This window comes from Serratia sp. JKS000199 (genome assembly GCF_900215455.1).
GTDB classification, from domain to species: Bacteria; Pseudomonadota; Gammaproteobacteria; order Enterobacterales; family Enterobacteriaceae; genus Serratia; species Serratia ureilytica.
On record NZ_LT907843.1, the window covers coordinates 4,495,447 to 4,519,125 of the forward strand.

At 60.0% G+C, this 23,679-nt stretch carries 18 protein-coding genes and 1 tRNA gene; 17 read left to right on the forward strand and 2 right to left on the reverse strand.

Annotated features, from left to right (window positions below; all coding sequences use genetic code 11):
- Positions 1-123: 123 nt before the first annotated feature.
- On the forward strand, positions 124-1,290 hold the full coding sequence (locus CPH57_RS21300) for an MFS transporter (protein WP_033645072.1): 1,167 nt from the start codon (positions 124-126) through the stop codon (positions 1,288-1,290).
- Positions 1,291-1,322: 32 nt separating this feature from the next.
- Here CPH57_RS21300 and CPH57_RS21305 read toward each other — a convergent pair whose 3' ends face one another.
- Complete coding sequence (locus CPH57_RS21305; RefSeq protein WP_033645071.1) at positions 1,323-2,072, reverse strand: NAD(P)-dependent oxidoreductase; 750 nt, start codon at positions 2,070-2,072, stop codon at positions 1,323-1,325.
- Between the two features lie 660 nt (positions 2,073-2,732).
- Between CPH57_RS21305 and bglF the strand changes: the two genes are divergently transcribed.
- The 3 genes from bglF to CPH57_RS21320 all read left to right on the forward strand — a co-directional run bounded on the left by bglF (position 2,733) and on the right by CPH57_RS21320 (position 7,537).
- The gene (gene bglF / locus CPH57_RS21310) at positions 2,733-4,598 is read left to right on the forward strand and encodes a PTS beta-glucoside transporter subunit IIABC (protein WP_096242705.1); all 1,866 of its coding nucleotides are present in this window, start codon (positions 2,733-2,735) and stop codon (positions 4,596-4,598) included.
- 14 nt (positions 4,599-4,612) lie between these two features.
- On the forward strand, positions 4,613-6,016 hold the full coding sequence (locus CPH57_RS21315) for a glycoside hydrolase family 1 protein (RefSeq protein ID WP_033645069.1): 1,404 nt from the start codon (positions 4,613-4,615) through the stop codon (positions 6,014-6,016).
- 150 nt (positions 6,017-6,166) lie between these two features.
- Positions 6,167-7,537 carry a carbohydrate porin gene (locus tag CPH57_RS21320; RefSeq protein WP_369825824.1) on the forward strand — a complete coding sequence of 457 codons (1,371 nt, stop codon included), beginning with the start codon at positions 6,167-6,169 and terminating at the stop codon, positions 7,535-7,537.
- Here the strand turns inward: CPH57_RS21320 and CPH57_RS21325 are convergent, their stop codons facing one another.
- The gene (locus CPH57_RS21325; protein WP_033645068.1) at positions 7,538-8,137 is read right to left on the reverse strand and encodes an HD domain-containing protein; all 600 of its coding nucleotides are present in this window, start codon (positions 8,135-8,137) and stop codon (positions 7,538-7,540) included.
- A 97-nt stretch (positions 8,138-8,234) separates the two neighbouring features.
- On the opposite strand from CPH57_RS21325, the gene CPH57_RS21330 reads away from it, so the two are divergent.
- The 13 genes from CPH57_RS21330 to dppF all read left to right on the forward strand — a co-directional run bounded on the left by CPH57_RS21330 (position 8,235) and on the right by dppF (position 23,492).
- Positions 8,235-8,699 carry a MarR family winged helix-turn-helix transcriptional regulator gene (locus CPH57_RS21330; RefSeq protein WP_033645067.1) on the forward strand — a complete coding sequence of 155 codons (465 nt, stop codon included), beginning with the start codon at positions 8,235-8,237 and terminating at the stop codon, positions 8,697-8,699.
- A gap of 160 nt (positions 8,700-8,859) precedes the next feature.
- On the forward strand, positions 8,860-9,285 hold the full coding sequence (locus CPH57_RS21335; protein WP_004934114.1) for an organic hydroperoxide resistance protein: 426 nt from the start codon (positions 8,860-8,862) through the stop codon (positions 9,283-9,285).
- Between the two features lie 226 nt (positions 9,286-9,511).
- The gene (eptB, locus tag CPH57_RS21340; RefSeq protein ID WP_033645066.1) at positions 9,512-11,206 is read left to right on the forward strand and encodes a kdo(2)-lipid A phosphoethanolamine 7''-transferase; all 1,695 of its coding nucleotides are present in this window, start codon (positions 9,512-9,514) and stop codon (positions 11,204-11,206) included.
- A 119-nt stretch (positions 11,207-11,325) separates the two neighbouring features.
- Complete coding sequence (uhpA, locus tag CPH57_RS21345) at positions 11,326-11,916, forward strand: transcriptional regulator UhpA (protein ID WP_033645065.1); 591 nt, start codon at positions 11,326-11,328, stop codon at positions 11,914-11,916.
- Positions 11,913-13,457 carry a signal transduction histidine-protein kinase/phosphatase UhpB gene (gene uhpB / locus CPH57_RS21350; RefSeq protein ID WP_033652277.1) on the forward strand — a complete coding sequence of 515 codons (1,545 nt, stop codon included), beginning with the start codon at positions 11,913-11,915 and terminating at the stop codon, positions 13,455-13,457. The genes uhpA and uhpB overlap by 4 nt, the downstream gene beginning before the upstream one ends.
- Before the next feature lie 95 nt (positions 13,458-13,552).
- Positions 13,553-14,884 (forward strand): MFS transporter, encoded by a 1,332-nt coding sequence (locus CPH57_RS21355; protein WP_033645063.1) that lies wholly within the window; start codon positions 13,553-13,555, stop codon positions 14,882-14,884.
- Positions 14,885-15,004: 120 nt separating this feature from the next.
- Positions 15,005-15,081, forward strand: a tRNA-Pro gene (locus tag CPH57_RS21360).
- A 426-nt stretch (positions 15,082-15,507) separates the two neighbouring features.
- Entirely contained in the window at positions 15,508-17,199 is a 1,692-nt protein-coding gene (locus CPH57_RS21365; protein WP_033645062.1) for a glycosyl hydrolase family 18 protein, read from the forward strand.
- A 601-nt stretch (positions 17,200-17,800) separates the two neighbouring features.
- Complete coding sequence (dppA, locus tag CPH57_RS21370) at positions 17,801-19,408, forward strand: dipeptide ABC transporter periplasmic-binding protein DppA (protein WP_042783430.1); 1,608 nt, start codon at positions 17,801-17,803, stop codon at positions 19,406-19,408.
- Positions 19,409-19,576: 168 nt separating this feature from the next.
- A complete protein-coding gene (dppB, locus tag CPH57_RS21375; RefSeq protein ID WP_033645060.1) occupies positions 19,577-20,596 on the forward strand; it encodes a dipeptide ABC transporter permease DppB in 1,020 nt (339 codons plus the stop codon).
- Positions 20,597-20,607: 11 nt separating this feature from the next.
- On the forward strand, positions 20,608-21,510 hold the full coding sequence (gene dppC, locus CPH57_RS21380; RefSeq protein WP_033645059.1) for a dipeptide ABC transporter permease DppC: 903 nt from the start codon (positions 20,608-20,610) through the stop codon (positions 21,508-21,510).
- Between the two features lie 15 nt (positions 21,511-21,525).
- A complete protein-coding gene (gene dppD, locus CPH57_RS21385) occupies positions 21,526-22,506 on the forward strand; it encodes a dipeptide ABC transporter ATP-binding protein (RefSeq protein WP_033645058.1) in 981 nt (326 codons plus the stop codon).
- Positions 22,503-23,492 (forward strand): dipeptide ABC transporter ATP-binding subunit DppF, encoded by a 990-nt coding sequence (gene dppF, locus CPH57_RS21390; protein WP_015376237.1) that lies wholly within the window; start codon positions 22,503-22,505, stop codon positions 23,490-23,492. The genes dppD and dppF overlap by 4 nt, the downstream gene beginning before the upstream one ends.
- Positions 23,493-23,679 lie beyond the last annotated feature (187 nt).

The window sequence follows — 23,679 nt, forward strand, 5'->3', positions numbered from 1 at the left end:
GATTTTTAACAAAATCGCAAAAGTCTTTTAGCCTTCCGCCTGCTTATCTTTGGTGTGATCAATGTCATACTTTTGGCATCTTAACTTTCCCGCGCTTCGGCAGCGGTTAACCGGAGTTGTTGAATGAAAATTAACTTTCCCTTATTAGCCCTGGCGGTGGGGGCGTTCGGCATCGGCACGACCGAGTTTTCCCCGATGGGGTTGCTGCCGACGATCGCCAAAGGGGTGGACGTCTCCATCCCGATGGCCGGCATGTTGATCAGCGCCTACGCCGTTGGCGTGATGGTCGGCGCACCGCTGATGACGTTGCTGCTTTCTCACCGGGCGCGCAGAAGCGCGCTGATCTTCCTGATGGCGATCTTTACCCTGGGTAACGTGCTGTCGGCGGTTGCGCCTGACTACACCACCCTGATGCTGTCGCGCATCATCACCAGCCTGAACCACGGCGCGTTCTTTGGCCTCGGTTCAGTGGTGGCCGCCAGCGTGGTGCCGAAAGAGAAACAGGCCAGCGCCGTGGCGACCATGTTTATGGGCCTGACCATCGCCAATATCGGCGGGGTGCCGGCCGCGACCTGGCTGGGTGAAACCATCGGCTGGCGCATGTCGTTCCTGGCGACGGCAGGGCTGGGCGTGATCGCCATGCTGGGGCTGTGGTTCTCGTTGCCGAAAGGCAGCGCCGGCGCACGCCCTGATGTGAAACGCGAGCTGTCGGTGTTGGTGCGCCCGCAGGTGCTGTCCGCCTTGCTGACGACCGTGCTGGGCGCGGGCGCGATGTTCACGCTCTATACCTATATCTCGCCGGTGTTGCAGCACATCACCGATGCGACGCCGCTGTTCGTGACGGTCATGCTGGTGTTGATCGGCGTCGGTTTCTCCATCGGCAACTACCTGGGCGGTAAATTCGCCGACCGCTCCGAGAGCGCGACGCTGAAGGGTTTCTTGCTGCTGCTGGTGGTCATTATGCTGGTGATCCCGTTCCTGGCGCGCAGTGAAATCGGCGCCGCGGTCAGCATGGTGATTTGGGGTGCGGCGACCTTTGCCGTGGTGCCGCCGCTGCAGATGCGCGTGATGCGTGTCGCCAGCGAAGCGCCGGGCCTGTCGTCCTCGGTCAACATCGGCGCCTTTAACCTGGGCAATGCGCTGGGCGCCGCCGCCGGTGGCGCGGTAGTCTCCGCCGGGCTGGGATACAGCTTCGTGCCGGTGATGGGGGCTATTATTGCCGGATTGGCGCTGTTGCTGGTGCTGTTCACCCACCGTCAGGCCGAAAAAGTGGCCTACGCCAACGGGTAAACGATAATGTGCGGCGGGGTTCCCCGCCGCGCTCACTCAAAGCCGAGCTGGCTGAACGCATCGTCCTGCGGGGCGTAGCCGAGCAGGCGACGGGTCTCTTCCAGCGACAAACGCGTATAGCGGTTATTGGAAACCCCGTGCACCACCGCATATTGCACCCCTTCGACACGAATACAGCGATCCAGCAGATCGGCGGCGTCGCGATGGCTGAGAAAAGCGCTCATGTCGCGGGCGCTAAGCTGTTCGCCCCGGCTTAGAGTGGTGAAGTTGGCGATGCGTACCGACAGGGCGGAAAGCCCCTCCTGATGGGCGAAATAGGCGGCGATGCCTTCGCCGAACGCCTTGCTGGCGCCGTACAGATTTTTCGGCTTCGGGGCGTCATCCGGGCGGATTTGATAATCGAGCGGGTAGCCTTCCACCGCCTGCGCGCTGCTGGCGAACACTACCCGGCGGCAGCCGGCGTCTTTCGCCGCGCGGAAGATATTGAAGGTGCCGAGAATGTTGTTGTCCATCAGCGAACCGCAAAAATCGGCGTCGGGAGCCGGATCGGCGGCCAGGTGCAACACGGTGTCGATATTGGCGCAGGCCTCACGGCAGGCGTCGAGATCGGCGATGTTGAAGCTGATGACCTCATCGCCGGGCCGGCGATCGCGCAACAGAGCGAGATCTCGTTCCGCCAGCCGCAATGCATAGCGATCGCCCACTGCCTGGCGAAACGCGGTGGCGACTCGGCCGCCGGCGCCGGTAATCAAAATCCGTCCTACATCAGTACGCAACACCATGGTGACTGTCATCCCTACTCTCGATTAAGCGTTGACCAGTAATAATCCCCCGTGTGATTTTTGTCTAGTTGTTTTAATTAGTTATTCTGATGTTTATTTGCCGTATTCAATTGCGCACGGTGATTTTTACGCGGGTGAATATCGTGGAATGATAACAATATTCGATGAGGTTTGGCGATGTATTTGCCTTAATGGCTGCGAATATTGCCAGAAAAGCCGATTGGCCGCTGGAAAATGCGTGTTTCGCTTTAGCTTGATAGTGAATTATTAGGTTAGTTAATCTTATGTTTTTTTGACGTGAAGCCGGGCGATACTCTCTCATCCCTCTCTATCGCTCGCGCGATATATCATCGGCGCAGTGATCCCGGTAGAGGGCGGCATGCATTATTTCGCGCATTGAGGCCGTTTTGCCTTTGCGATCACAGTTCGGCAATTTGCCGTCGCAAAGCCTTGCTCCGCTAAAATCTGCGGTGTTAACGTCATAACTCAACCGATTTAGGGTTGTTACTGCTGCGGCAGGCAAAACCTAAACCTCGCGTTTCTGTTCCCCGATGGGGCAGAGGCCGCGAGGTTTAGGTTTTTTTTTGCGCCGAATTTCGCTCCTGCGCTAGGCCAGCGCAAAGGCGGGATCGGCAGAACGTGAAGTCTAAGGATAACCGTATGAAATATGACACATTAGCCAGTGAGATTTTGGCCGGCGTCGGTGGCCGCGACAATGTGAAAAGCCTGGTGCATTGCGCCACCCGCCTGCGTTTCAAGCTGCGTGACGACCGCCGCGCCAACGCGGCAGCGCTGAAGAAAAACCCGGGCGTCATCATGGTGGTGGAGAGCGGCGGCCAGTTTCAGGTGGTGGTAGGCAACCACGTGGCCGAGGTGTTCGACGCGGTCAACCGGGTCGGCGGGTTGGCCGAAGGCGCGTCGAGCGGCAGCGATGCGGACGGTAAAAAAGACAATCTGCTCAGCCGCTTTATCGACGTGGTTTCCGGCATCTTCACCCCATTGCTCGGGGTGATGGCTGCCTCGGGGGTATTGAAGGGGTTGCTGGCGCTGAGCCTGGCCTGCGGCTGGCTGCTGGAAAGCAGCGGCGCCTTTAAAATGTTGTTCGCCGCCAGCGACGCATTGTTCTATTTCTTCCCGATCATGCTCGGCTACACCGCCGGGAAAAAATTCGGCGGCAACCCGTTCGTCACCATGGCGATCGGCGGCGCGTTGACGCATCCGCTGATGATGGCGGCGTTCGAGGCGGCGCAACAGCCGGGCGCGGTGCGCGAATATTTCTTCGGCATTCCGCTGACTTTTATCAACTACAGCTCGTCGGTGATCCCCATCATCTTTGCGGCCTGGGTGTCCTGCTGTCTGGAGCCGCTGCTTAACCGGGTGATCCACAGCGCGCTGCGCAATTTCATCACGCCGCTGCTGTGTCTGGCGATCACCGTGCCCTTGACCTTCCTGCTGATCGGCCCGGCGGCGACCTGGCTCAGCCATCTGCTGGCCAACGGCTATCAGGCCATTTACGCCTTCAACCCGATCATCGCCGGCGCTTTCATGGGGGCGATGTGGCAGGTGTGCGTGATCTTCGGCCTGCATTGGGGGCTGGTGCCGTTGATGATCAACAACCTGAGCGTGCTGGGGCGCGACACCATGGTGCCGCTGCTGCTGCCGGCGGTGATGGGGCAGGTTGGCGCTACGCTGGGCGTGATGCTGCGCACCCGCGACGCCAAGCTGCGGGCGCTGTCCGGTTCGGCCATCGGCGCCGGGATTTTCGGCATCACCGAACCGGCGGTGTACGGCGTCACCCTGCCGAACAAGCGTCCGTTCATCTTCGGCTGCATCGGCGGCGCGCTGGGCGGGGCGGTGATCGGTTACTTCCATACCTCGGTCTACTCGTTCGGCCTGGTGAACGTGTTCACCTTCGCGCAAATCATTCCCAACGGCGGCATTGACGCCACGGTGTGGGGCGCGATCGGCGGCACTCTGCTGTCGTTTGTGTTCGCCGCGCTGGCCAGCTACCTGTTCGGCGTTGCGCCGGCGGAAGAGACGGCGCCGCCTGAAGCCGCCGCGCCACTTAACCGCAAACAGGCCATTCTCAGCCCGATTGCCGGCGACATCGTGCCGCTGGAACAGGTGAACGACGCGACCTTCGCCAGCGGCCTGCTGGGGAAAGGCGTGGCGATCGCGCCGCAGCAGGGGCGGGTGGTGGCGCCGGTGAGCGGCAGCGTGGCGTCGCTGTTCAAAACCAAACACGCCATCGGCATCGAATCGGACGACGGCGCGGAGATTCTCATCCACGTCGGCATCGATACCGTGAAGCTCGACGGGGCGCATTTCACCGCCCACGTGCGGGAAGGCGAGCGGATCGCGCCGGGCGATCTGCTGATCGAGTTCGACCAGGCGGCGATCCATGCCGCCGGCTATGACACCACCACGCCGATCATCATCAGCAACAGCGATGACTACGTGGACGTGTTGACCAGCGGCCTGTCTCCGGTGCAGGAACAGGCGCCGCTGCTGACTTTATTACGTTAATTGAGGAGCAAGCGATGAACGGCAAGTTTCCGCAACATTTTCTGTGGGGCGGCGCGGTAGCGGCGAACCAGGTAGAAGGCGCGTATCAGGCCGACGGCAAGGGGCTGTCGACCTCCGATCTGCAGCCGCAGGGCATCTTCGGCGCCATCACGCCGCGCACGGCGGGCGACAGCGGCATCAAGGACGTGGCGATCGATTTCTATCATCGTTACCCGGAGGATATCGCGCTGTTCGCCGAGATGGGTTTCAAGTGCCTGCGCACCTCGATCGCCTGGACGCGCATTTTCCCGCAGGGCGATGAAGAGACCCCGAACGAAGCCGGGCTGGCGTTTTACGATCGGCTGTTCGATGAGATGGCGAAATACGGCATTCAGCCGCTGATCACGCTGTCGCACTATGAGATGCCTTACGGTCTGGTGAAGCGCTACGGCGGCTGGGGCGATCGCCGCACTATCGATTTCTTCGAGCGCTATGCGCGCACCGTGTTCGAACGCTATAAGCACAAGGTTAAACACTGGCTGACCTTCAACGAGATCAACATGTCGCTGCACGCGCCCTTCACCGGGGTTGGCCTGCCGCAAGAGAGCGACAAGAGCGCCGTCTATCAGGCGATCCACCATCAGCTGGTGGCCAGCGCCAGAGCGGTGAAGGCCTGTCACGAGATCGTGCCGGAGGGGCAAATCGGCAACATGCTGCTGGGCGGCATTCTGTATCCGCTGAGCTGCAAGCCGGAAGATCTGCTGGAAACCCAGCGGCAAAACCGCGACTGGCTGTTCTTCGGCGACGTGCAGGCGCGCGGCTATTACCCGGCCTACATGCAGCGTTTCTTCCGTGAAAACGGCATTCAGGTGGCGATCACCGAGGAAGATCGGCAAACGCTGCGCGAAACCATCGACTTCATCTCGTTCAGCTACTACATGAGCGGCTGCGTTACCGCCGACCCGGAGCAGTACGAAACGGCGCGCGGCAACATTCTCGATATGGTGCCGAACCCGCACCTGGCCAGTTCGGAGTGGGGGTGGCAAATCGACCCGATCGGGCTGCGCTACCTGCTCAACGTGCTGTACGACCGCTATCAGAAGCCGTTGTTCATCGTCGAGAACGGGCTGGGCGCCAAAGACCGCGTCGAGGCCGACGGCAGCATCAACGACGACTACCGCATCAACTACCTCAATGACCACCTGGTGCAGGTGGCCGAGGCGATCGACGACGGCGTCGAGGTGATGGGCTACACCAGCTGGGGGCCGATCGATCTGGTCAGCGCCTCGAAGGCCGAAATGTCGAAGCGCTACGGCTTCATTCACGTCGACAGAGACGATGCCGGCAACGGTAGCCTCGAGCGCCGCCGCAAGAAGAGTTTCTACTGGTATCGCGATGTGATCCACAGCAACGGCGCCAGCCTGAAAGACCGACGCTAACCCTTCAGCCCGGCGGCAAGCGCCGGGCGTTAACTAACGTTATTCGCTGCTGTTCATGATGGGAAATTCTCTCCCAGGGAATGCTGTTGCCCGCAGTCAGCCGTTATGCGGAGAAATATAATAATGATGAAAAGCTTATTACCTCGTTCCATGACCCTGGCGGCGCTGGCGCTGCTCTGTAGCCAGGCGCAGGCGGAAACGCTGCAAATCGGCAAGGACGTTGAAGCTCCCACCGCCAAATGGGAAGGGGTGGCGCTCGGCTTTGAACCGCCGCAGCCTGGGCTGTTGGGGGATATGCTGGGGATCAGGCCGATCCTAGAGGATCACGGTTTCCACTATAATCTCGGCTACCTCAGCCAGCTGTCGTATAACGCCGGCGGCGGTTACAACCACGATAAACAGGCGTCGTACATCGACCAATTTTCGCTGACCTTCAGCCAGGATCTGCAGGCGCTGACCGGCATTCCGGACGCGGCGATCGAAGGCAATATCGTCAACCGCAACCATGACAACAACCTGACCCGCGATCGGCTGCAGGATCCGCGCGTCGGCCTGACCGATCTGTCGCAGGAGAGCTTTGGCGGGCAGTCGATCACCCGGCTGGGCTGGTTGACCTTCAGCCGTTCCTTCCTCGACAGCCGGCTGCAATGGCGCATCGGCATGATGAACAAGGTGCAGGATTTCGATCAGATCATCCCCTGCGATTTTCAGACGCTGACGCTGTGCGGCGGCAAGTCCGCCAACTCGTTGACCTGGTACAACTGGAACGTGCATTACTGGGGCACCACGCTGCAATACAAGCTGACCGACGGCCTGACGCTCAAGGGCGGCGTGATGGAGCAGAACCCGAGCGCCCCCAGCCGCAGCCACGCCTGGAGCGGATCCACCAAGGGCAGCAAAGGCTTCCTGTTGCCGATGGAGCTGGAGCTGAAAACCCACGCCGTCAACCAGCTGCCGGGGGTGTATAACCTGGGCGTGTTGTTTACCAATGCGCGCCAGCGCGATCTTTATGAAGGGGTATCCGGCGGGCCGGGCGCCAGCGATCCGCAGGGCTATCGCAGCCACGATCGCACCTGGTTCCTGTATACCGGTTTCAACCAGCAGGTGACGCGCCATGCGGATGACGTCAACCGTGGCCTGAGCGTGTTCTACAGCCTGGGGCTGGGGGATCAGCGCAGCAACTACCTGCACTGGTCCACTTCGACCGGCATCCGCTATCGCGGGCTGTTCGATGCGCGGCCGGACGACTGGCTGGGGCTGGGCGTTTCGGTAGTGAAACTGAGCGACCGCTATAAAGACAATCAGCGTTACCTCAACGAGATGAGCGGCATCAGCGATTATCACGATCCGAACTACCGGCCGGTGCCGGGCCACTCGGTGACGGCGGAGCTGTACTACCGCGTTAACGTCACGCCGTGGCTGCAGCTGCAGCCGGGCCTGCAATACTGGCATCATCCGGCGGGCGTCAGCGAAACGCAGGACGCCTGGGTGACGGCGTTGAAAACGGTGGTGACCTTCTGATCAGGCCGCGTCGTTCTCGCGGTAGCGCCGGCGTGCGTGCTCAAACCAGCTGGCCGGCACGTTGTGCGGCGGCTGCTGTAATCTGAGCAGCCCCTGTTCGACGATATGGCTGGCCTGGCGCCACAGCGTCGGGTCGCCTTCGGTCAGCACTTCCAGCAGGCGCTGTTTCTCGATCAGATAGGTTTGGGCGAAGTGGCTGTCGTAGTCCAGCAGCGAGCGGGTGTTGTCGATCAGATCCGCCAGTTTGATGGTTTTGGCCTGCGGCGATGCGCTGGCGCTGTGGCGCCGATCGCGGTTTTTACGCTCGAAGCGGTTGCCGTCCTCGGCGTGGCTGACGTTGGTTAACATCCGCACCAGCTCCGCTACCTGCGGCCCAAAGTGGCTTTCGATATCGCCGAGGGTGGTGGGCGTGTCTTCCACCGTGTCATGCAGCCAGGCGGCCGCCAGCATCTCTTCGGTGTGCGGCACGCTGCGTACCAGCTCCATGACCGCCTGCGGGTGGACGATGTACGGATCGTTGGTGTATTTGCGGCGCTGATCGATGGCCGCATGCGCCTTGGTGGCGTAGCGGCGCGCGCGTTCTGCAAGCGTATTCGTCATTTCCTTTCCCTCCCGGCATCCTCTGCATGAAAAAAATGTAGCATACCTCACAAGAAATAGCTTGCGATTACATCGTGCGCTATCTATATTCACTCACATGAAAAGCACCGATACCGAACAACCCAACGCGAAGAACCTGCTGCTGCTCGATCAGCAGCTCTGTTTCGCGCTGTACTCCGCCAACCTGGCGCTGCACAAAGTCTACCGCAAGCTGTTGAATCAGCTCGAGCTCACCTACCCGCAGTATCTGGTGATGATGGTGCTGTGGGAACGCGATCGGGTGACGGTATCGGATATCGGCGAGCGGCTGTTCCTCGATTCCGCCACGCTGACGCCGCTGCTGAAACGGCTGGAAACCGCTGGTTTGCTGGTGCGCTATCGCGCCACTACCGACGAGCGCCAGGTGATCATCGCGCTCACCGAAGCCGGCCGCGCGCTGCGTGAACGGGCGCAGTCGGTGCCCGAGGCGGTGATGTGCGCCACCGACTGCAGCCTGGACGAGATCGTCTCGCTCAAACAGCAGCTGGAAAAGCTGCGCGGCAGCCTGATCGATCAGATTTGACCCACCGACGCCGGACGCAAGAACGGCAGGGGTGGTCTACACTGGTTAATAAGCGTCAAAAATAAGTAGTGCACGATTTAATCGTAAAAGATATATATGTGACCGGCTACCCCTCGCGGGGGCCGTTGTCATCTCGCCAACCAGCAAGAAGGAATGAACGATGTCTATTGAGAAAGTGGTTTACCGCGCTCACGCCACCGCAACCGGCGGCCGCGACGGCCGTGCAACCTCCTCCGACGGCGTGTTGGACGTGAAACTGGGCGTACCGAAAGAGATGGGCGGCGCCGGCGGCGAAGTCACCAACCCCGAGCAGCTGTTCGCCGCCGGTTACTCGGCCTGTTTCCTCGGCGCGTTGAAGTTTGTCGCGGCGAAAGAAAAGGTCAAAATCCCGGCCGAAGCGAAGATCGACGGCACCGTCGGCATCGGTGAAATCCCGAACGGCTTCGGCATCGAAGTGCAGCTGGATATTTCGCTGCCGGGCATCGAGCGCAGCGTGGCGGAAGATCTGGTGAAAAAGGCGCACGTGGTGTGCCCGTATTCCAACGCCACCCGCGGCAATATCGACGTTACGCTGAACGTTAAGTAAGTTTTTTGCCGACACCATGGAAAAAATGGAGGGTTTATCCCTCCATTTTCTTTGATATCCCGTCTGAAAAGTGCTCAAAAAAGCGGTAAATTTTGCCCGTTTTGTGAGAATTCTCTTGATTATTACTCGCAAAATAACGCTTATTGCCGGTTGGCTGAACCAGAAGCCGCAATCAGTGTCTGACTGAGTCAGAACCGCTACACCGTCCCCGGAGCCACCGCGTTACATGAACAAAGTTAAATCGCTATCACAGCAGAATTTATCGTTATTGTTAGCGATCTATATCGGCATCTTTCTAAACCTGTCCGTTTTTTATCGCCGTTTTGATTCGCTGGCGCACGGCATTCAGGGAATTAAGCTTATTTCGGCGGTGACGGAAGTCATCGCTATCGTCCTGTTCACGTTCTTCATCATGCGGCTGGTATCGCTCGGCGGCCGGCTGTTTTATCGCATCGTCGCCTCGCTGCTGGTGCTGATTTCGGTTGCCGCCAGCTACTACATGACGTTTTTCAACGTGGTGATCGGCTACGGCATCGTGGTGTCGGTGATGACCACCGATATCGATCTGTCGAAAGAGGTGGTGGGCCTGCATTTCGTGCTGTGGATGGTGGCGCTCAGCGCCTTGCCGCTGCTGCTGATCTGGAAAAACAGCCTGCGCTTCACCCTGATCGAACAGCTGAAAACCCCCGGTCACCGCATCAAACCGCTGCTGGTGTTGTTGGCGGTGGTAGCGTTGGTCTGGCTGCCGCTGCGCATGCTGGACGACGAGCAAAGCGTGCAGGAGAAGCTCGCCAACGTCGATCTGCCGAGCTACGGCGGCGTGGTGGCGCACTCGTACCTGCCGTCTAACTGGCTGTCGGCGCTGGGGCTGTTCGCCTATACCCGCTATGACGAAAGTCAGGATCAGAGCACGCTGTTCGATCCGGGCAAACACTTTACCTATGTGCCGCCGGCGGACATCGACGATACCTACGTGGTGTTCATCATCGGCGAGACCACGCGCTGGGATCACATGGGCATGCTGGGCTACGAGCGCGACACTACCCCGCGCCTGTCGAAAGAAAAGAATCTGGTGGCGTTCCGCGGCGAGTCGTGCGACACCGCCACCAAGCTGTCGCTGCGCTGCATGTTCGTGCGCGAAGGCGGCACCGAGGACAACCCGCAGCGCACGCTGAAAGAGCAAAACGTGTTCGCGGTGATGAAGGAACTGGGCTTCTCTTCCGAGCTGTTCGCCATGCAGAGTGAGGTGTGGTTCTACAACAACACCGAGGTGAATAACTATTCGTTCCGCGAGATGATCGCGTCCGAGAAGCGCAACGACGGCAAGGCAGTCGACGATATGCTGCTGGTGGACGAAATGAAGGAGTCGCTGGCGCGTTATCCGAAGGGCAAACACCTGGTGATCCTGCATACCAAAGGCTCGCACTACCTGTACTCGCAGCGTTATCCGCGCAGCTATGCGCGCTATCAGCCAGAGTGCATGGGGGTGGATGACTCCTGCACCAAGGCGCAGCTGATCAACGCCTTCGACAATACGGTGCTGTATACCGACAGCTTTATCAGTAATGTGATCGACCAGGTGCGGGACAAGAAGGCCATCGTGTTCTATGCCGCCGATCACGGCGAGTCGATCGGCGAGAATACGCACCTGCACGGCACGCCGCGCGAAATGGCGCCGCCGGAACAATTCCGCGTGCCGATGATGGTGTGGGCGTCGGACAAGTTCCTCGAGAACCCGCAGCACCTCAGCGCCTTTGAGCAACTGCAGGCGCAGCAACGCATCGGCAGAACGCATCGCCACGTCGAGCTGTTCGACACCATCCTCGGTTGCCTCGGCTACACCTCGCCGAACGGCGGCATCGTGGATAAAAACAACTGGTGCCATCTCCCGCAGAATAAAACGGCACCTGCCAGCCTGTAATCCCTCCCGCCGGGTGCCTTGCGCACCCGGTAATTTCCGCCAATACATTCTCTTCATCAATTATTCCGGTGTGTGCATACGGTATACTTGCGCACTTCCCCTTCTAACCGGAGATTTCCATGACCCTGCGCGTGGCGTTTATCGACGATCATGACATTGTGCGTTCGGGCTTTGTGCAGCTGCTGTCGCTGGAGGCCGATATTCAGGTAGTGGGCGAGTTCAGCAGCGCGGCGCAGGCGCGCGCCGGCCTGCCGGGGCTGGAGGCGGAAATCTGCATTTGCGACATTTCGATGCCCGACGGCAGCGGGTTGGATCTGCTGGCGGACATTCCCTCCGGCATCCGCGTGGTGATGCTGTCGATGCACGATAATCCGGCGCTGGTGGAAATGGCGCTGGAACGCGGCGCCAGCGGCTTTCTCTCCAAGCGCTGCAAGCCGGAAGATCTGATCACCGCCGTGCGCACCGTCGCCGGCGGCGGCGTCTATCTGATGCCGGAAATCGCCCAGCAGCTGGCGCGGGTGAAGGTGGATCCGTTGACCCGCCGCGAGCGCGAGATCGCGCTATTGCTGGCGCAGGGCCAGGAGGTGCGCGAGATCGCCGCCGCGCTGGGGCTGTCGCCGAAGACGGTGCATGTGCATCGCGCCAACCTGTTCGCCAAGCTGGGCATCACCAATAACGTTGAGCTGGCCAGACGGATGCTGAACCTGTGACGCAGCGTCTGATCACCCAGCTGGCGCTGTTCTTCATTTATGCCGCCAGCGCATTTTGCCTGTGGGGCATTGGCACCGCGCTGATCGACCCGCCCTGGCAGGCGCTGTTGCTGTTCCCGTTCGGCCTGCGCATGGGCATTTTGCTGCAGAGCCCGTACCGTTTCTGGCCGGGGATCCTGCTGGCCGACCTGCTGCTGATGGCGCTGCTGGCGGACCAGTACGGCTACGGCCCGGCGCTGTGGGCGTCGGTGGCGGTGCTGGTGCTGACGGTGCTGCTCAGCCTGTTGGCCTCGCCGTGGCTGCTGCGCCATCAGCAGAGCGACAGCGAATGGCGCTGGCCGCTGTTGCAGGGCGCGGTGGTCGCCGCCGCCGCTTTGCTGCAGGCGCTTGTGTGGCAGCTGGTGAGCGGCGAAGGCGCCCGCGCGCTGCTGCTCGGCCTGACCGGCGGTTTCACCATCGCGCCGACCTGCCTGCTGTTGTGGCACTATCTGGCGCGCCAAATCTGGGTGCCGCTGGAGCCGGGGCTGATCCACAAGCCGGTGGAGCTGCGCCTGGGCCACCTGGCCAGTTATCTGCTGCTGTTTGCATTCAGCATCTGGCTGCAGCAGCAGGTTAACGCCGCCGAGCTGCGCCGCTTTGCGCCTTTCTGCCTGGCGATCCCGATCGTGTTCATGTCTTACCGTTATGGCTGGCAGGGCGCGCTGTTGGCGACGCTGCTCAACGGCGTGGCGTTGATGGTCAACGAGCCGCCGCAGCCCGAGTCGCACCGCGACTTGCTGTTGTCGCTGCTGGCCCAGAGCCTGACCGGGCTGCTGCTGGGCGCCGGTATTCAGCGCCAGCGCGAACTGAATCAGCAGCTGCGGCTGCGGCTGGCGGAGAACCGGCAGCTGGCCCGGGCGCTGGTGACGGCGGAGGAACAAACCCGGCGCGAGGTGGCGCGCGAGCTGCACGATGAAGTGGGGCAGACCATCACCGTGATCCGCACACAGGCCAGCATCGTTAAACGCCTGGCGCCGGAGCCGGCGGTGATCGGCTGCGCCGACACCATCGATGCGTTAGCGCTGCGGGTCTACGATGGGGTGCACGATGTGCTGACCCAGCTGTGGCCGGCGGCGCTGAACAACCTGCCGCTGTCGGCGGCGGTGGCGGCGATGCTGCGGGAGTCGCTGCCGCAGGACGCCTCGTTGGTGAGCAGCATGCAGTGGCAGGTGCCGGACGAACTGCTGGATGAAACGCTGAAAATCACGCTGTACCGGGTGTGCCAGGAAGGGGTGACCAATGTGTGCCGCCACGCCGGCGCCAGCCGCCTGGAATTGGACGCGCGTCTGCAGCCGCGCAAAGGCGCCGCGCCGCAGATTGCCTTGACCATCCGCGATAACGGCGTGGGCTTCGATGCGGACCACCATCAGCCGGGGTACGGCCTGCGCGGCATGCAGGAGCGCATCAGCGCTCTCGGCGGCAGCCTGCGGCTCACCTCTGAGCGGGGCGCCTGTTTGAGTGTGATCTTGCCCACAGTTTCACCGGCGCAAGCGCAAAACTAGGAAAAACTCCTAACCGCGTCGGGAATCCGGCGTAAGCCTCCCGCGCGCGCGGGGAGCATCATAGCGGCACTTTATTCAATCCTCTGAGGTTCCACATGTGGTCTTTCCTTAAAAGCCGCCCGGATGCGCCGCAGGTCACCGATCAACGGCAGATCGACGCCAGCTACAAGTACTGGCGCATCCAGCTGATGTGCACCATGTACATCGGCTACGCCGCGTTTTACTTCACGCGCAAAAGCTTCAACTTCATCATGCCGGCGATGCTGAGCGATCTGGGCCTGACGATGTCCGACGTCGGCATCCTCGGCACGCTGTTCTACATCACCTACGGCTGCTCGAAATTCATTTCCGGCATGATCAGCGATCGCTCCAACCCGCGTTACTTTATGGGGCTGGGCCTGATCATGACCGGGGTGCTGAATATCTTCTTCGGCCTCAGTTCGTCGCTGCTGATGCTCGGCACGCTGTGGATCCTCAATGCCTTCTTCCAGGGTTGGGGCTGGCCGCCGTGCTCCAAAATCCTCACCAGCTGGTATTCGCGCTCCGAGCGCGGCAGCTGGTGGGCGATTTGGAACACTTCGCACAACGTTGGCGGCGCGCTGATCCCGCTGCTGGTGGGCTTTATCTCGCTGCACTTCAGCTGGCGTTACGGCATGATCATTCCCGGCATCATCGGCGTGGTGCTCGGCCTGCTGATGTGCTGGCGCCTGCGCGACAAGCCCTCCACCCTGGGGCTGCCGAGCGTCGGCAAATGGCGCAACGACGCCATGGAGCTGGTGCAGGAATCGGAAGGCCAGGGGCTGAGCAACCGCGAGATCATCAAGCGCTACGTGCTGACCAACAAGTACATCTGGCTGCTGGCGGTCTCTTACGTGCTGGTGTACATCGTGCGCACCGCGATCAACGACTGGGGCAACCTCTACCTGACGCAGGAAAAGGGCTATTCGCTGATGACCGCCAACTCGGCCATTTCGCTGTTTGAAGTGGGCGGCTTTATCGGTTCGCTGGTGGCCGGTTGGGGTTCCGACAAGCTGTTCCGCGGCAACCGCGGCCCGATGAACCTGATCTTCGCCATCGGCATCTTCCTGTCGGTGGCGGCGCTGTGGCTGATGCCGGGCGTCACCTACCTGCTGCAGGCCTGCTGCTTCTTCGCCATCGGCTTCTTCATCTTCGGCCCGCAGATGCTGATCGGCATGGCGGCGGCGGAGTGCTCGCATAAAGATGCGGCGGGCGCGGCGACCGGTTTCGTCGGCCTGTTCGCCTACCTGGGCGCGGCGCTGTCCGGCTACCCGATCGCGCGGGTGATGGAAATCTGGCACTGGAACGGTTTCTTTGTGGTGATTTCCATCGCCGCCTGCCTGTCGGCGCTGTTCCTGCTGCCGTTCCTGCGTGCGCAGACGCCGGTGCTGAAAACCGCCAAAGCCTGAGTAAAATGCGCTGCGCAACCCCCGGCGCAGCGCATTATGGCGCTTTTATCACCACTTGAAATGCAGGGGAAAAAAAGTGATTGACGCCTATAACCGCCAGCAGTAAGATGCGCCCCGCATCGGCGAGTAGCGCAGCTTGGTAGCGCAACTGGTTTGGGACCAGTGGGTCGGAGGTTCGAATCCTCTCTCGCCGACCACCATTCGAAAAACCTGCTTTTAAAGCAGGTTTTTTTTCGCCTGCGGTTTATGAGGATGAGCACCTCCTACGATACGACCGGCTTCGCTTTATGGCACGTGTCAATCCGCCAGCCTCGTGAAATATATTTATCCTTTACGCTTAATTAATTCAAACTCCTTATTCCAGTTAGGTTCTTTTTCTCATATTTAAATAAATTCACGCTTGCTGAATAAAACCCAGTTGATAGCGCTCTTGTTTTTACGCCTTTTTTATTTATAGTCTGAATGTACGCGGCGGGAATGATTTTTTTCCGTTACGTGGAAAAACGCTGTTTTTATTTGTTGACTTTAATCTTCGTGGATTATTGCGGAATTTTTTCGCTTCGGCAATGCGTAGCGACGATTAACTCTTTTATGTTTATCCTCTCGGAATAAAGGAATCAGTTATGCGCAAATTTAATAAACCGCTGTTGGCGCTGTTGATCGGCAGCACGCTGTGTTCCGCGGCGCAGGCCGCCGCGCCGGGCAAGCCGACCATCGCCTGGGGCAACACCAAGTTCGCCATCGTTGAAGTTGACCAGGCGGCTACCGCTTATAATAATTTGGTGAAGGTAAAAAATGCCGCCGATGTTTCCGTCTCCTGGAATTTATGGAATGGCGACGCGGGCACGACGGCCAAGATTTTATTAAATGGCAAAGAGGCGTGGAGCGGCCCTTCAACCGGTTCTTCCGGTACGGCGAATTTTAAAGTCAATAAAGGCGGCCGTTATCAAATGCAGGTGGCATTGTGCAATGCCGACGGCTGCACCGCCAGCGACGCCACTGAAATTGTGGTGGCCGACACCGACGGCAGCCATTTGGCGCCGTTGAAAGAGCCGCTGCTGGAAAAGAATAAACCGTATAAACAGAATTCCGGCAAAGTGGTCGGTTCTTATTTCGTCGAGTGGGGGGTTTACGGGCGCAATTTCACCGTCGATAAGATCCCGGCGCAAAACCTGACCCACCTGCTGTACGGCTTTATCCCAATCTGCGGCGGCAACGGCATCAACGACAGCCTGAAAGAGATTGAAGGCAGCTTCCAGGCGCTGCAGCGCTCCTGCCAGGGCCGCGAGGATTTCAAAGTCTCCATCCACGATCCGTTCGCCGCGCTGCAAAAAGCGCAGAAGGGCGTCACCGCCTGGGATGACCCCTATAAGGGCAACTTTGGCCAGCTGATGGCGCTGAAGCAGGCGCGTCCCGATCTGAAAATCCTGCCGTCGATCGGCGGCTGGACGTTGTCCGACCCGTTCTTCTTCATGGGCGACAAGGTGAAGCGCGATCGCTTCGTCGGCTCGGTGAAAGAGTTCCTGCAGACCTGGAAGTTCTTCGACGGCGTGGATATCGACTGGGAATTCCCGGGCGGCAAAGGCGCCAACCCGAATCTGGGCAGCCCTCAGGACGGGGAAACTTATGTGCTGCTGATGAAAGAACTGCGGGCGATGCTGGATCAGCTGTCGGCGGAAACCGGCCGCAAGTATGAGCTGACCTCCGCCATCAGCGCCGGCAAGGACAAGATCGACAAGGTGGCATACAACGTCGCGCAGAACTCGATGGATCACATCTTCCTGATGAGCTACGACTTCTACGGCGCCTTCGATCTGAAAAACCTGGGGCATCAGACCGCGCTGAATGCGCCGGCCTGGAAACCGGACACCGCCTACACCACGGTGAACGGCGTGAATGCGCTGCTGGCGCAGGGCGTCAAGCCGGGCAAGATCGTCGTCGGCACCGCCATGTATGGCCGCGGTTGGACCGGGGTGAACGGCTACCAGAACAACATTCCGTTCACCGGCACCGCCACCGGGCCGGTCAAAGGCACTTGGGAGAACGGCATCGTGGACTACCGCCAGATCGCCAGCCAGTTCATGAGCGGCGAGTGGCAGTACACCTACGACGCCACGGCGGAAGCGCCTTACGTGTTCAAACCTTCCACCGGCGATCTGATCACCTTTGACGATGCCCGCTCGGTGCAGGCCAAAGGCAAGTACGTGTTGGATAAGCAGCTGGGCGGCCTGTTCTCCTGGGAGATCGACGCGGACAACGGCGATATTCTCAACAGCATGAACGCCAGCCTGGGCAACAGCGCCGGCGTTCAATAATCGGTTGCAGTGCGTTGCCGGGGGATATCCTTTCGCCCCCGGCTTTTTCGCCGCCGAAAGTTTTTTTACGCCGCACAGATTGTGGGCCTGCCCGGCGAAAAATACGCTCATCGGACTCACCCTTTTGGGTAATCCTTCAGCATTTCCTTCTGTCTTTAACGGCGATCACAAAAATAACCGTTCAGATATTCATCGTTCAGCAACAAAGTTTTGGGGTTTTTTAGCGGAGTTTAAAACCAGTAAATTTATCAGGGTCAGACCAATGCGCTAAAAATGACCGCTTAGCATAAATTTTCATGCTGGAACTGTTAACAAAAGGTTTTTTTTATGTTTGTTTGCTGTTTCTCACAGTCTGCGTAAATCCCCACTGGTTATATTGACGACACCTCAAACAGTTGGCAACTTGATAGCCTCAGGGGTAAGAGCGAGAGTTGTTTGAGTGAATTCCACGCGCTCAGACGTCCCCGCCGCGATGCGTTCCATCCGGCATTCTCTCCTCGTACACCTTCTGCCTTCGGGCGCCGATCGCACAGGCCACGCAATAAAAAATACAGGTCTGGCGGCAATTACACACATCACATCACACAATGGAGCACTAACGATGACACGTTCCTTGGGTAAATCGGGGGTTCTGAAATTCGGCATTGGGCTGATCGCGCTGACCGTGGCGGCCAGCGTACAGGCCAAGACGTTGGTTTACTGTTCTGAAGGTTCCCCGGAAGGGTTCAACCCGCAGCTGTTCACCTCCGGCACCACCTACGACGCCAGTTCGGTACCGATCTACAACCGCCTGGTCGAATTCAAAGTCGGCACCACCGAACTGCAGCCGGGCCTGGCTGAGAAGTGGGACGTCAGCGAAGACGGCAAAACCTATACCTTCCACCTGCGCAAAGGCGTGAAGTGGCAGAGCAGCAAAGATTTCAAACCGACGCGCGACTTCAACGCCGACGACGTGGTGTTCTCCTTCGAACGCCAGTTGGATGCCAATAACGCCTACCACAAAGTGTCCGGCGGCAGTTACGAATACTTTGAAGGCATGGACATGCCGAAGCTGATCGCCAAGATCGAAAAAGTAGACGACAACACCGTGCGTTTCGTGCTGAACCGCCCGGAGGCGCCGTTCCTGGCTGACCTGGGCATGGACTTCGCGTCCATCCTGTCCGCCGAATACGCTGACGTCATGATGAAAGCCGGTACGCCGGAAAAAGTCGACCTGAACCCGATCGGTACCGGCCCGTTCCAGCTGCTGCAATACCAGAAAGACTCCAAAATCCTGTACAAGGCGTTCGACGGTTTCTGGGGCACCAAGCCGAAGATCGATCGCCTGGTGTTCTCCATCACGCCTGACGCTTCCGTGCGTTACGCCAAGCTGCAGAAAAACGAATGCCAGGTGATGCCGTTCCCGAACCCGGCCGATATCGCCCGCATGAAGCAGGACAAATCCATCAACCTGATGGAGCAGCCGGGGCTGAACGTGGGTTACCTGTCGTTCAACACCGAGAAAAAACCGCTGGATAACGTGAAGGTGCGTCAGGCGTTGACCATGGCGGTCAACAAGCAGGCGATCATCGACGCGGTTTATCAGGGCGCGGGCCAGGCGGCCAAGAACCTGATCCCGCCGACCATGTGGGGCTATAACGACGCGGTGCAGGATTACGCTTACGATCCGGCCAAGGCGAAAGAACTGCTGAAAGAAGCGGGCATGGCCGATGGTTTCAGCATCGACCTGTGGGCGATGCCGGTACAGCGTCCTTACAACCCGAACGCGCGCCGCATGGCGGAAATGATCCAGGCCGACTGGGCCAAGATCGGCGTGAAAGCCAAAATCGTGACCTATGAGTGGGGTGAATACCTCAAGCGCGCCAAAGCGGGCGAGCACCAAACGGTGATGATGGGCTGGACCGGCGACAACGGGGATCCGGACAACTTCTTCGCCACGCTGTTCAGCTGCGCGGCGGCGAAAGACGGCTCCAACTACTCCCGCTGGTGCTACAAGCCGTTTGAAGATCTGATTCAACCGGCGCGCGCCGAGTCCAACCACGACAAACGCATCGAACTGTACAAGCAGGCGCAGGTGGTGATGCACGATCAGGCTCCGGCGCTGATCGTCGCGCACTCCACCGTGTATGAGCCTGTGCGTAAGGAAGTGAAGGGCTACGTCGTGGATCCGCTCGGCAAGCATCACTTCGAGAATGTCTCTGTAGACTGATTCCGACCTAAACCGGAGATGCACGAATGGACTTGCAGGGGCGCAACAGGTTTGCGCCTCTGCTGACCAGTCTCCGGCGTATGGCCGTTGGATCGTTCAAAGGCATGTGAGCGTTAATAAGCCTGGCGGACGATGAGCTGCCGGGCATTGATACAGAGAGTTCGGGATATGTTGCAGTTCATACTCCGACGTTTGGGGTTAGTTATCCCAACGTTTATCGGCATTACATTGCTGACTTTTGCATTCGTCCATATGATCCCCGGCGACCCGGTGACCATCATGGCCGGGGAACGCGGTATCTCCGCCGAGCGCCACGCGCAGCTGATGGCGGAAATGGGGCTGGACAAGCCGCTCTATCAACAATACTTCTCCTATGTGTCCAACGTGCTGCACGGCGATCTGGGCACCTCACTCAAAAGCCGCATCTCCGTCTGGAGCGAGTTCGTTCCGCGCTTTCAGGCCACGCTGGAGCTGGGCCTGTGCGCGATGATCTTCGCGGTGCTGGTGGGCATCCCGGTCGGGGTGCTGGCGGCGGTCAAACGCGGCTCGGTCTTCGACCATACCGCGGTGGGCATCTCGCTGACCGGCTATTCGATGCCGATTTTCTGGTGGGGCATGATGCTGATCATGCTGGTGTCGGTGCAGCTTAACCTGACGCCGGTGTCGGGGCGCATCAGCGACACGGTATTCCTCGACGACAGCCACCCGCTGACCGGCTTCATGCTGATAGACACCCTGATCTGGGGCGAACCGGGCGACTTTATCGATGCGGTGATGCACATGATCCTGCCGGCCATCGTGCTGGGCACCATCCCGCTGGCGGTGATCGTGCGCATGACCCGCTCCTCGATGCTGGAGGTGTTGGGCGAAGACTATATCCGCACCGCGCGCGCCAAGGGCGTGAGCCGCATGCGGGTGATCGTCGTTCACGCGCTGCGCAACGCGCTGCTGCCGGTGGTGACGGTGATCGGGCTGCAGGTCGGCACCATGCTGGCCGGCGCCATTCTGACCGAAACCATCTTCTCCTGGCCGGGTCTGGGCCGCTGGCTGATCGACGCGCTGCAGCGCCGTGATTACCCGGTAGTGCAGGGCGGGGTGTTGCTGGTCGCCTGTATGATCATTCTGGTTAACCTGCTGGTAGACGTGCTCTACGGCGTGGTCAACCCGCGTATTCGCCACAAGAAATAAGGGGCGCTCTCATGTCTCAAATCACTGAGTCTGCAGTTAAAGGTGCGCCGAAGCCGATGACCCCGTTTCAGGAGTTCTGGCACTATTTCAAGCGCAATAAAGGGGCCGTGGTCGGCCTGGTGTATATCGTTTTGATGCTGGTGATCGCGCTCGGCGCCGGGGTGCTGGCGCCGCATGCGCCGGCGGACCAGTTCCGCGACGCGCTGCTCAAGCCGCCGGTGTGGCAGGAGGGCGGCAGCTGGCAATACATCCTGGGCACCGATGACGTGGGCCGCGACGTGCTGTCGCGCCTGATGTACGGCGCGCGCCTGTCGCTGCTGGTCGGTTGTCTGGTGGTGGTGTTGTCGCTGGTCATGGGCGTGGTGTTCGGCCTGCTGGCCGGCTACTTCGGCGGCGCGGTGGACGCGGTGATCATGCGCGTCGTCGACATCATGCTGGCCCTGCCGAGCCTGCTGCTGGCGCTGGTGCTGGTGGCGGTATTCGGACCGTCGATCGTCAACGCCTCGCTGGCGCTCACCTTCGTCGCCTTGCCGCACTATGTGCGTCTGACGCGCGCGGCGGTGCTGGCGGAGGTGAACCGCGATTACGTCACCGCTTCGCGGGTGGCGGGTGCCGGCGCGCTGCGTCAGATGTTCGTCAATATTCTGCCTAACTGCCTGGCGCCCTTGATCGTTCAGGCTTCTCTCGGTTTCTCGAACGCCATTCTCGACATGGCCGCTCTCGGCTTTCTGGGCATGGGCGCGCAACCGCCGACGCCGGAGTGGGGCACCATGCTCTCCGACGTGTTGCAGTTCGCGCAAAGCGCCTGGTGGGTAGTGACCTTCCCCGGCCTGGCGATCCTGCTGACGGTGCTGGCATTCAACCTGATGGGGGACGGTTTGCGTGACGCTCTCGACCCCAAACTCAAGCAGTAACAGAGGACGAGAGAGATGGCGTTATTGAATGTAGACAAGCTTTCGGTGCACTTCGGTGACGAAGGCACCCCGTTCCGCGCGGTAGACCGCATCAGTTACAGCGTGGATCAAGGTCAGGTGGTCGGCATCGTCGGTGAATCCGGCTCCGGCAAATCCGTCAGTTCGCTGGCGATCATGGGCCTGATCGATTTTCCCGGCAAAGTGATGGCCGACAAGCTGGAGTTCAACGGCCAGGACTTGCGCAAGATCTCCGAAAAAGAGCGCCGCCAGCTGGTGGGCTCCGAAGTGGCGATGATCTTCCAGGATCCGATGACCAGCCTGAACCCGTGCTACACCGTCGGTTATCAGATTATGGAGGCGCTGAAGGTGCATCAGGGCGGCAACCGCCGCACTCGCCGCCAGCGCGCTATCGACCTGCTGACGCAGGTGGGGATTCCCGATCCGGCCTCGCGGCTGGACGTGTACCCGCACCAGCTTTCCGGCGGCATGAGCCAGCGCGTGATGATCGCCATGGCTATCGCCTGTCGGCCGAAGCTGCTGATCGCCGATGAGCCGACGACCGCGCTCGACGTGACCATCCAGGCGCAGATCATCGAACTGCTGCTGGATCTGCAGCAGCGCGAGAACATGGCGCTGTTGCTGATCACCCACGATCTGGCGCTGGTGGCGGAAGCGGCGCATCACATCATCGTGATGTACGCCGGCCAGGTGGTGGAATCCGGCAAAGCGGCGGAGATTTTCCGCGCGCCGCGCCACCCGTACACCCAGGCGCTGCTGCGCGCGCTGCCGGAGTTCGCCGCCGACAAGGCGCGGCTGGCTTCGCTGCCGGGCGTGGTGCCGGGCAAATACGATCGCCCGACCGGCTGCCTGCTCAATCCGCGTTGTCCGTACGCCAACGAGCGCTGCCGTAACGAGGAGCCGGAACTGCGCAGCATTCCCGGCCGTCAGGTTAAATGTCACACACCGCTGGATGATGCGGGGAGGCCGACCGTATGAGCCAGAATCAACCTTTACTGCAGGCGATCGACCTGAAAAAGCATTACCCGGTGAAAAAGGGCCTGTTCGCGCCGGAGCGGCTGGTCAAGGCGCTGGACGGCGTGTCGTTCACTCTGGAGCGCGGTAAAACGCTGGCGGTGGTCGGTGAGTCGGGCTGCGGCAAATCCACGCTTGGCCGCCTGCTGACGATGATCGAAGTGCCGACCGGCGGCGAGCTGTACTACCAGGGACAGGATCTGCTGAAGCCGGACGTTTCCGCCGAGAAATTGCGGCGCCAGAAGATCCAAATCGTGTTCCAGAATCCTTACGGATCGCTCAACCCGCGCAAGAAGGTCGGGCAGATCCTCGAGGAGCCGCTGTTGATCAACACCTCGCTCAGCGCCGCCGAACGGCGGGAAAAAGCGCTGGAGATGATGGCGAAGGTCGGCCTGAAGACCGAGCATTACGATCGCTATCCGCACATGTTCTCCGGCGGCCAGCGTCAGCGTATCGCCATCGCCCGCGGGCTGATGTTGAATCCGGACGTGGTGATCGCCGATGAGCCGGTGTCGGCGTTGGACGTGTCGGTGCGCGCGCAGGTGCTGAACCTGATGATGGATCTGCAGCAGGAGCTGGGGCTGTCCTACGTGTTCATCTCGCACGATCTGTCGGTGGTGGAACACATCGCCGATGAAGTGATGGTGATGTACCTGGGCCGCTGCGTGGAAAAGGGCAGCAAAGAGGCGATCTTCAACAACCCGCGCCATCCATACACCCAGGCGCTGCTGTCGGCGACGCCGCGGTTGAACCCGGATATGCGCCGCGAGCGCATCAAGCTGACCGGCGAACTGCCCAGCCCGATGAACCCGCCGCCGGGCTGCGCATTCAATGCCCGCTGCCGCCGCGCCTTCGGCACCTGCGTACAGCTGCAGCCGCAGCTGAAGCAGTACGGTGAGCAGATGGTGGCCTGTTTTGCGGTCGATCAGGACGAACATCCGGGGGCGTAAAGCGTCGGATTTCACCGCATAAACCCACGCCGGCTTAACGCCGGCGTTTTTTATTATTTAATCAATCAGTTAATCGAATCGCTTTTCGGGGCGTTATTGAATGCTTAACGAAAATCTGACGAATGCTTATTTTTATAGGAATTTTCGCAATGAATTAATAAGCGAATAAAAAATTTAACGGGAGGTG

What these genes read in the sequence shown, in the direction of transcription:
- dppD (WP_033645058.1), top strand. Translation starts at nt 21,526, where the DNA reads ATGGCGTTATTGAATGTAGACAAGCTTTCGGTGCACTTCGGTGACGAA.
- dppF (WP_015376237.1), top strand. Translation starts at nt 22,503, where the DNA reads ATGAGCCAGAATCAACCTTTACTGCAGGCGATCGACCTGAAAAAGCAT.
- CPH57_RS21330 (WP_033645067.1), top strand. Translation starts at nt 8,235, where the DNA reads ATGAAAAGCACCGATACCGAACAACCCAACGCGAAGAACCTGCTGCTG.
- CPH57_RS21300 (WP_033645072.1), top strand. Translation starts at nt 124, where the DNA reads ATGAAAATTAACTTTCCCTTATTAGCCCTGGCGGTGGGGGCGTTCGGC.
- dppB (WP_033645060.1), top strand. Translation starts at nt 19,577, where the DNA reads ATGTTGCAGTTCATACTCCGACGTTTGGGGTTAGTTATCCCAACGTTT.
- CPH57_RS21305 (WP_033645071.1), bottom strand. Translation starts at nt 2,072, where the DNA reads ATGGTGTTGCGTACTGATGTAGGACGGATTTTGATTACCGGCGCCGGC.
- dppA (WP_042783430.1), top strand. Translation starts at nt 17,801, where the DNA reads ATGACACGTTCCTTGGGTAAATCGGGGGTTCTGAAATTCGGCATTGGG.
- CPH57_RS21335 (WP_004934114.1), top strand. Translation starts at nt 8,860, where the DNA reads ATGTCTATTGAGAAAGTGGTTTACCGCGCTCACGCCACCGCAACCGGC.
- CPH57_RS21355 (WP_033645063.1), top strand. Translation starts at nt 13,553, where the DNA reads ATGTGGTCTTTCCTTAAAAGCCGCCCGGATGCGCCGCAGGTCACCGAT.
- eptB (WP_033645066.1), top strand. Translation starts at nt 9,512, where the DNA reads ATGAACAAAGTTAAATCGCTATCACAGCAGAATTTATCGTTATTGTTA.
- dppC (WP_033645059.1), top strand. Translation starts at nt 20,608, where the DNA reads ATGTCTCAAATCACTGAGTCTGCAGTTAAAGGTGCGCCGAAGCCGATG.
- uhpA (WP_033645065.1), top strand. Translation starts at nt 11,326, where the DNA reads ATGACCCTGCGCGTGGCGTTTATCGACGATCATGACATTGTGCGTTCG.
- CPH57_RS21365 (WP_033645062.1), top strand. Translation starts at nt 15,508, where the DNA reads ATGCGCAAATTTAATAAACCGCTGTTGGCGCTGTTGATCGGCAGCACG.
- CPH57_RS21325 (WP_033645068.1), bottom strand. Translation starts at nt 8,137, where the DNA reads ATGACGAATACGCTTGCAGAACGCGCGCGCCGCTACGCCACCAAGGCG.
- bglF (WP_096242705.1), top strand. Translation starts at nt 2,733, where the DNA reads ATGAAATATGACACATTAGCCAGTGAGATTTTGGCCGGCGTCGGTGGC.
- CPH57_RS21315 (WP_033645069.1), top strand. Translation starts at nt 4,613, where the DNA reads ATGAACGGCAAGTTTCCGCAACATTTTCTGTGGGGCGGCGCGGTAGCG.
- CPH57_RS21320 (WP_369825824.1), top strand. Translation starts at nt 6,167, where the DNA reads ATGACCCTGGCGGCGCTGGCGCTGCTCTGTAGCCAGGCGCAGGCGGAA.